Genomic DNA, 7029 nt, shown 5'->3' on the forward strand with positions numbered 1-7029 from the left:
CCGGCCTCTACACTCCGCCCTCACCATGGGCACCGACGAGACCACCCCCGCGCCACCCGACGCCCCACGTGGGCGAGTGCGCCTCACCTTGGCCGATGTGGCCGCCGCGCTCGGCATCAGCCGCACCACGGTCTCCAATGCCTTCAACCGGCCCGAGCAGCTCTCGAAAGACCTGCGCGAGCGCATCCTCGCCACCGCGCGCGAGCTCGGCTACTTCGGCCCCGACCCCAAGGCCCGCGCGCTGCGCCGCAAGGAGCTGCGCGAGGTGGCGCTGGTGTTCCACCACGACCTGCCCTACGCCTTCAACGACCCGCTGACGCTCGACTTCATGCGCGGCGTGGCGCGGCAGCTGCAGCGGCGCGGGCTCACGCTGCAGCTCATTCCGATGTTCTCGCGGCGCATGGAGCCCACGCTGGAGATCGCCTTCCAGACCACGGCCGATGCGCTGATCTTCCATGCCGAGGTGGCCCCCGAGTTCGCGCCCATGGTGAGGGCCGCGCCGCTGCCGCTGGTGGTGGTCGACACCATGGTGCCGGGCGCGCCATCGGTGTGCCTGGACGACAGGCGCGGCGCCGAGCTCGCGATGGCGCACGCATTGAAAGCCAAGCCCGACGTGGTGCTGGTGCTGTGCTTCTTCGTGGCCGAAGAGCCGATGAAGCGCGCGCAAGGTGCACGCGCGCCGCGCAGCCCCTTCAACGCCTGCGAGCGCGTCGCCGGTTATGCGCAGGCCGCGCGCCGCGCGGGCTTCGATGCCTCGCGCATCGTGTGGCACATCGTGGAGGATGGCGACCCCGAGGCTGGCGTGCTGCGCGCCATCGAGCGCGAGCGGGCCAAGCTCACGAAGCACCGCCGCATTGCCGTCGTGGCGATGAGCGACCGCTTTGCCCTCGCGGCCATGTCGGCCATGCGCCGCTGGAAGCAGGTCGAGCTGGTGTCGGTGGTCGGCTTCGACGACATCCCCGCCGCGGCCGAAGCCGGCCTCACCACGGTGCGGCAGGACGGGGTGGAGAAGGGCGAGAGCGCCGTGCGCGTGGTGCTCGACGACGAGCCCTCGGTGGTGCTGCCGTTGACCCTGGTGGTGCGCGACACCTGAACGGCCCGTACCCGGGTTACATCCCTAGGGTAACCCCGCTCTTTCTCGATTCAGAAGCGCCACTACAGTCGCGTCCAACCCCAGAATCACCCCTTCCCGGGTGTAACCAAGTTTCTTCTGAATCGTTCAAGAACCATGAAGACCGAGCCCCGGACTGCGCCGGCCGTGACCTCCCAGGACCGTGACTGGTGGCGTGGCGCCGTCATCTACCAGCTCTACCCGCGCAGCTTTGCCGACGGCAATGGCGACGGCGTGGGCGACTTCGCCGGCATGATCGAGCGCCTGCCCTACGTGGCCAGCCTGGGCGTCGATGCGATCTGGGTCTCGCCCTTCTTCCGCTCGCCGATGAAGGACTTCGGCTACGACGTCTCCGACTACCGCGACGTCGATCCGTTGTTCGGCACGCTGGCCGACTTCGACCGCCTGGTCGCGCGTGCCCATGCGCTGGGCCTCAAGGTGATCGTCGACCAGGTGCTGTCGCACAGCTCCGACCAGCACCCCTGGTTTGCGCAAAGCCGCGCCAGCCGCGACAACACCCGTGCCGACTGGTACGTGTGGGCCGACCCCAAGGCCGACGGCACGCCGCCCAACAACTGGCTCAGCGTCTTCGGCGGCTCGGCCTGGCAGTGGGACGCGCGCCGCTGCCAGTACTACCTGCACAACTTCCTGGCCAGCCAGCCCGACCTCAACTTCCACAACCCCGAGGTGCAGAAGCAGTTGCTGGCCGACTTGCGCTTCTGGCTCGACCGCGGCATCGACGGCTTCCGCTTCGACGCCTGCATCTTCCACTTCCACGACCGCCAGCTGCGCGACAACCCGCCGGCGGCGCGTGCCGACACCTTCACCGTGCCGGCCACCAACCCCTACGGCTTCCAGCGCCATCTGTACGACAAGACGCAGCCCGAGAACATCGGCTTCCTGCAGAAGATCCGGGTGCTGCTCGACGAGTACGGCGTGGCCAGCGTGGGCGAGATCGGCGACGATGATTCGCTCAAGACCATGGCCGCCTACACCAATGGTGGCGACAAGCTGCACATGGCCTACAGCTTCAACCTGCTGTCGAAGGAAGGCAGTGCGGCCTTCATCCGCCGCGAGGTCGAGGCGCTCGAAGCACAGATCGCCGACGGCTGGACCAGCTGGTCCATCGGCAACCACGATGCCCAGCGCTTCCTCAGCCGCTGGGGCGGTGAGGGCGCGTCGCCCGACTACACCAAGGTCGCGCTGGCCATGCTGGCCTCGCTGCGCGGCAGCGTGTGCTGGTGGCAGGGCGACGAGCTCGCGCTGACCGAGGCCGACATCCCCTTCGAGAAGCTGCAAGACCCGTACGGCATCACCTTCTGGCCCGAGTTCAAGGGCCGCGACGGCTGCCGCACCCCCATGCCCTGGCAGCACGATGCGGTGCACGCCGGCTTCAGCGGCGGCCGCGACGTGGAGCCCTGGCTGCCGGTGCCCGCGGAACACGCGGCGCGCGCGGTCGACGTGAACGAGGCCGACCCGTCTTCGCCGCTGCACTTCATGCGCCGCCTGCTGGCCTGGCGCAAGACGCAGCCGCGGCTGCTCACCGGCAGCATCCATTTCATCGACGCCCCCGAGCCGGTGCTGGCCTTCTACCGCACGCCGGAGAGCGGCCGCGCGCTGCTGTGCGTGTTCAACCTCGGCCGCACGCCGGTCGACATCGCGGCGCCGACCCCGGCATTGCAGCCCGTCAAGACGGGCGCGGACGACCAGCTCGAAGGCCGGCTCGACGGCACGCGCATCCGCCTGCCGGCCCACGGCTTCTTCTACGGCGAGCACGACGCCTGATCGAAGTGAAGAGCGACTGACACCATGGCCACCCTCCAACTCAGCGGTCTGCGCAAGTCCTTCGGCGACGTGGAGATGCTGCACGGCATCGACCTTGAAGTCAGCGACGGCGAGTTCCTCGTCTTCGTCGGCCCCTCGGGCTGCGGCAAGTCCACGCTGTTGCGCTGCATCGCCGGGCTGGAGGAGATCACCGCCGGTGAGCTGCGCATCGACGGCCGCGTGGTCAACGAGGTGCCGCCGGCCGAGCGCGGCATCGCGATGGTGTTCCAGAGCTACGCGCTCTACCCGCACATGAGCGTGGCCGAGAACATGGCCTTCGGCCTGCGCCTCGCCGGCTACAGCAAGGAGCAGATGAAGGCCGCCGTGCAGCGTGCCGCGCAGATCCTGCAGATCGAGCACCTGCTGGAGCGCAAGCCCAAGGCGCTGTCGGGCGGCCAGCGCCAGCGCGTGGCCATCGGGCGCGCCATCGTGCGCAAGCCGGGCGTGTTCCTGTTCGACGAGCCGCTGTCCAACCTCGACGCCGCGCTGCGCGTGCAGATGCGCGTGGAGCTCGCGCGCCTGCACCGCGAGTTGCGCACCACCATGGTCTACGTGACGCACGACCAGGTGGAAGCGATGACGCTGGCCGACCGCATCGTGGTGGTCAACGCCGGCCGCATCGAGCAGGTGGGGGCGCCGCTGGAGCTGTATCACCGGCCGGTCAACAAGTTCGTCGCAGCCTTCATCGGCACGCCCAAGATGAACTTCATCGACGCCACGCTGGTCGATGCGAACCACGTGCTGCTGAAAGACGGCACCCGCGTGCCGGTCGCCGGCGACGCAGCGGCCCGCGCTGCGTTCGTGGGCCAGCCGGTGACGCTGGGCATCCGCCCCGAACACGTGGCGGCCGATGGTCAACAGACCGAAGGCGCGGTGAAGGCCTTCGTGCAACTCGCCGAGCACCTGGGCGACACCACCTACCTGCACCTCACGGCGGGCGACTCGCCCGAGCCGCTGACCGTGCGCACCGCCCCCGACAACGTTCTCAACACCGGCGACACCGCGTGGCTGCACCTGCCGCGCGAGCGCTGCTTCCTTTTCGACGAGCAGGGACACACGCTCCCGTGAACCCTGCCATGACACGCCTCACGGCCCTCAACCCTTGACCAGGAGACAAGCACCATGACGACAACGAAACGCACCTTCCTCGCGGCCGCCGCCGCTCTCACGCTGGGCGCGGCGCTCGCGCCGCACGCGCAGGCCGCCGAGCCCGGCAAGCTGCTCGTCTGGATCAACGGCGACAAGGGCTACAAGGGCATCATCAAGATCGGCGAAGAGTTCACCAAGAAGACCGGCATCCCGGTCACGGTGGAGTACCCCGAAGACGCGCCCAGCAAGTTCCAGGCGGCGGCCGCCGCCGGCAAGGGCCCGGACATCTGGATCTGGCCGCACGACCGCATCGGCGAATGGATCGCCGGCGGCCTGCTGCAGCCCGTGACCCCGGGCAAGAAGGTGCAGGCCGACATCGACCCGCTGGCCTGGAAGGCCTTCACCGTGGCCGGCAAGACCTGGGGCTACCCGATGTCCATCGAGGCCGTGGCCCTGGTCTACAACAAGGCGCTGGTGCCCACCCCGCCCAAGAGCTTCGAGGAAGTGGTCGCGCTCGACAAGAAGCTCAGCGCCTCGGGCAAGAAGGCCATTCTCTGGGACTACAACAACACCTACTTCACCTGGCCGCTGCTGGCGGCCAACGGCGGCTACCCGTTCAAGCTCAAGGCCGACGGCACCTATGACGCCAACGACACCGGTGTCAACAACGCCGGTGCGCTCAAGGGCGCCGAGCTGCTCGCCAAGATGGTGAGCGACGGCACCATGTCCAAGGGCGCCAACTACGCCGAGATGGAAGCCGGCATGGCCCAGGGCAAGGTGGCGATGATGATCAACGGCCCCTGGTCGTGGGACAACCTCAAGAAGGCCAACATCAACTTCGGCGTCGCCAAGATCCCGACGGTCGGCGGCAAGAAGGCCGCGCCTTTCGTGGGCGTGCTGGGCGCGATGATCACCAAGGCCACCCCCAACCGCGACCTGGCGGTGGAGTTCCTCGAGAACCACATGCTGACCGTCGACGGCCTGAAGAAGATCAACGACGACGTGCCGCTGGGCACGCCCGCCAACAAGGCGCTGTTCGACGAGCTGAAAGGCAACCCGAACATCCAGGCCACGATGGCGAGCGCGCAGGACGGCGCGCCCATGCCCAACAACCCGGAGATGGGCCGCTTCTGGTCGTCCATGGCCTCGGCGCTGCAGAACATGACCGAAGGCCGCCAGTCGCCCAAGGAGGCGATGGACGCCGCCGCCAAGCGCATCGCCGCCAAGTGAGCTGAACCTGTTGTCCAGCGTCCGCCCGGAACCAGCCTGCCGAGCCCGGGTGGACGCCTTCTTCCCATGCATTCCACCGCCGCCCTCGCCATGACGTCGCCCGCCAAGAAGACCGCCCCGCGCTGGGTCGGCCCGCTCGTGCTCGGCGTCTTGCTGCTGGCGGCGCTCTACATCGTGGTGATGGTGCACGCGGCCGGCGAGACGCTGCTCGCGGGCACCATCCTCTTCATCACGGCGCTGGCGGCCTGGCTCTACACCTCGCCGCGTTTCTATGCCTACCGCTACCTGTTCCCGGGCATCGCTGCGGCGATGGTGTTCGTGGTGTTCCCGATGCTCTACACCATCGGCATCGGCTTCACCAACCACAGTTCGAGCAACCTGCTGAGCTTTCAGCGCGCCACGCAGTACCACCTCGACGAGACCGTGGCCGCCGAGGGCGCGCCGCTTGCCTTCACGCTGCACGCCGACGGGCCGGAGTTCCGCGTGCGACTGCAGGACCCCGACTCCGACGCCGCCTGGGTCTCGGGCCCGCTCGCCCTCAAGAGCACCGCGCCGCTCAAGCTGCAGGTCGAGCCGATCGCGCAGGTGAAGCTGCCGCTCGGCGAGCCGCTGCCTCTGCGTGATGTGATCCAGCGCCAGGCCGCGCTGAAGGCGCTCAGCTTCGAGCTGCCCGACCGCCGCAAGGTGGTGATGACCGGCCTGCGCCAGTTCTCCGGGCTGGAGCCGGTGTACGAGCAGCGCGAGCCCGGCGTGCTCGCCAACCGCCGCACCGGCGAACTGCTCAAGGCCAACCCGCGCACCGGCTTCTACGAAAACGCGGCCGGCCAGCCCGTGCCGCCCGGCTACCAGGTGGGGGTGGGCTTCGACAACTACCGTCGCATCTTCACCGAGCCCGCCTTTCGCGAGCCCTTCTTCCGCATCTTCCTGTGGACCGTCGCCTTCGCCGCGCTCACCGTGCTCGGCGCCGGCTCGCTGGGCATGCTGCTGGCCGTGCTGCTGAACTGGGACGCGCTGCGCTTTCGCAGCGTCTACCGCGTGCTGCTGTTCCTGCCTTATGCGGTGCCGGGCTTCATCTCCATCCTGGTGTTCCGCGGCCTGTTCAACAACAACTTCGGCGAGATCAACCTGATCCTGGATGCGCTGTTCGGCATCCGGCCCACCTGGTTCTCCGATCCGACGCTGGCCAAGGCCATGCTGCTCATCGTCAACGTGTGGCTGGGCTACCCCTACATGATGCTGGTGTGCATGGGCCTCATCCGCGCCATCCCGGCCGACCTGTACGAAGCCTCGGCCGTGGCGGGCGCCGGGCCGCTCACCAACTTCTTCCGCATCACGGTGCCGCTGGTCATCAAGCCGCTCACGCCGCTGCTGATTGCGGCCTTCGCCTTCAACTTCAACAACTTCGTGCTGATCTCGCTGCTCACCGGCGGGCGGCCCGACTTCCTCGACACCAGCGTGCCCGCGGGCACCACCGACCTGCTGGTGTCCTATACCTACCGCATCGCCTTCGAAGACTCGGGGCAGCAGTTCGGCCTGGCCGCGGCGATCTCCACCGTCATCTTCCTGCTGGTGGCGGCGATCTCGCTGGTGCAGATCCGCTTCACGCGGATCGCCCGCGACACGGCGCGCTGAATCGAGGAAAGGCAACAGCATCATGGCCATCGTCGTCGCCCGGTCCCAACGCTGGCGTGTGCTGCTGGCCCACGCCTTCCTGATCGCGCTGGTGGTGGTGACGCTGTTCCCCTTCCTGATGATCCTGTCGATCTCGTTCCGGC

General features: G+C 68.3%; 5 protein-coding genes. All 5 read left to right on the forward strand.

Annotated elements, in window-relative coordinates; genetic code table 11:
• Nucleotides 1–1093 (forward strand): LacI family DNA-binding transcriptional regulator (locus VFL64_RS21665; RefSeq protein WP_489542462.1); only part of this gene is annotated, 1093 nt, incomplete at its 5' end.
• A gap of 135 nt (nt 1094–1228) precedes the next feature.
• Entirely contained in the window at nt 1229–2896 is a 1668-nt protein-coding gene (locus VFL64_RS21670) for an alpha-glucosidase (protein WP_489542463.1), read from the forward strand.
• Between the two features lie 24 nt (nt 2897–2920).
• Nucleotides 2921–4003, forward strand: a complete 1083-nt coding sequence (locus VFL64_RS21675; protein WP_489542464.1) for an ABC transporter ATP-binding protein — start codon at nt 2921–2923, stop codon at nt 4001–4003.
• 54 nt (nt 4004–4057) lie between these two features.
• Complete coding sequence (gene malE, locus VFL64_RS21680) at nt 4058–5254, forward strand: maltose/maltodextrin ABC transporter substrate-binding protein MalE (protein ID WP_489542465.1); 1197 nt, start codon at nt 4058–4060, stop codon at nt 5252–5254.
• Between the two features lie 66 nt (nt 5255–5320).
• On the forward strand, nt 5321–6886 hold the full coding sequence (malF, locus tag VFL64_RS21685) for a maltose ABC transporter permease MalF (RefSeq protein ID WP_489542466.1): 1566 nt from the start codon (nt 5321–5323) through the stop codon (nt 6884–6886).
• Nucleotides 6887–7029 lie beyond the last annotated feature (143 nt).

The organism is Rhizobacter sp. (genome assembly GCF_035702065.1).
In the GTDB taxonomy this organism is placed as follows: domain Bacteria; phylum Pseudomonadota; class Gammaproteobacteria; order Burkholderiales; family Burkholderiaceae_C; genus Rhizobacter.

Excerpts from the sequence above, each read along its gene's own strand:
- VFL64_RS21675 (WP_489542464.1), top strand. The coding sequence starts at position 2,921 with ATGGCCACCCTCCAACTCAGCGGTCTGCGCAAGTCCTTCGGCGACGTG.
- malF (WP_489542466.1), top strand. The coding sequence starts at position 5,321 with ATGCATTCCACCGCCGCCCTCGCCATGACGTCGCCCGCCAAGAAGACC.
- VFL64_RS21670 (WP_489542463.1), top strand. The coding sequence starts at position 1,229 with ATGAAGACCGAGCCCCGGACTGCGCCGGCCGTGACCTCCCAGGACCGT.
- malE (WP_489542465.1), top strand. The coding sequence starts at position 4,058 with ATGACGACAACGAAACGCACCTTCCTCGCGGCCGCCGCCGCTCTCACG.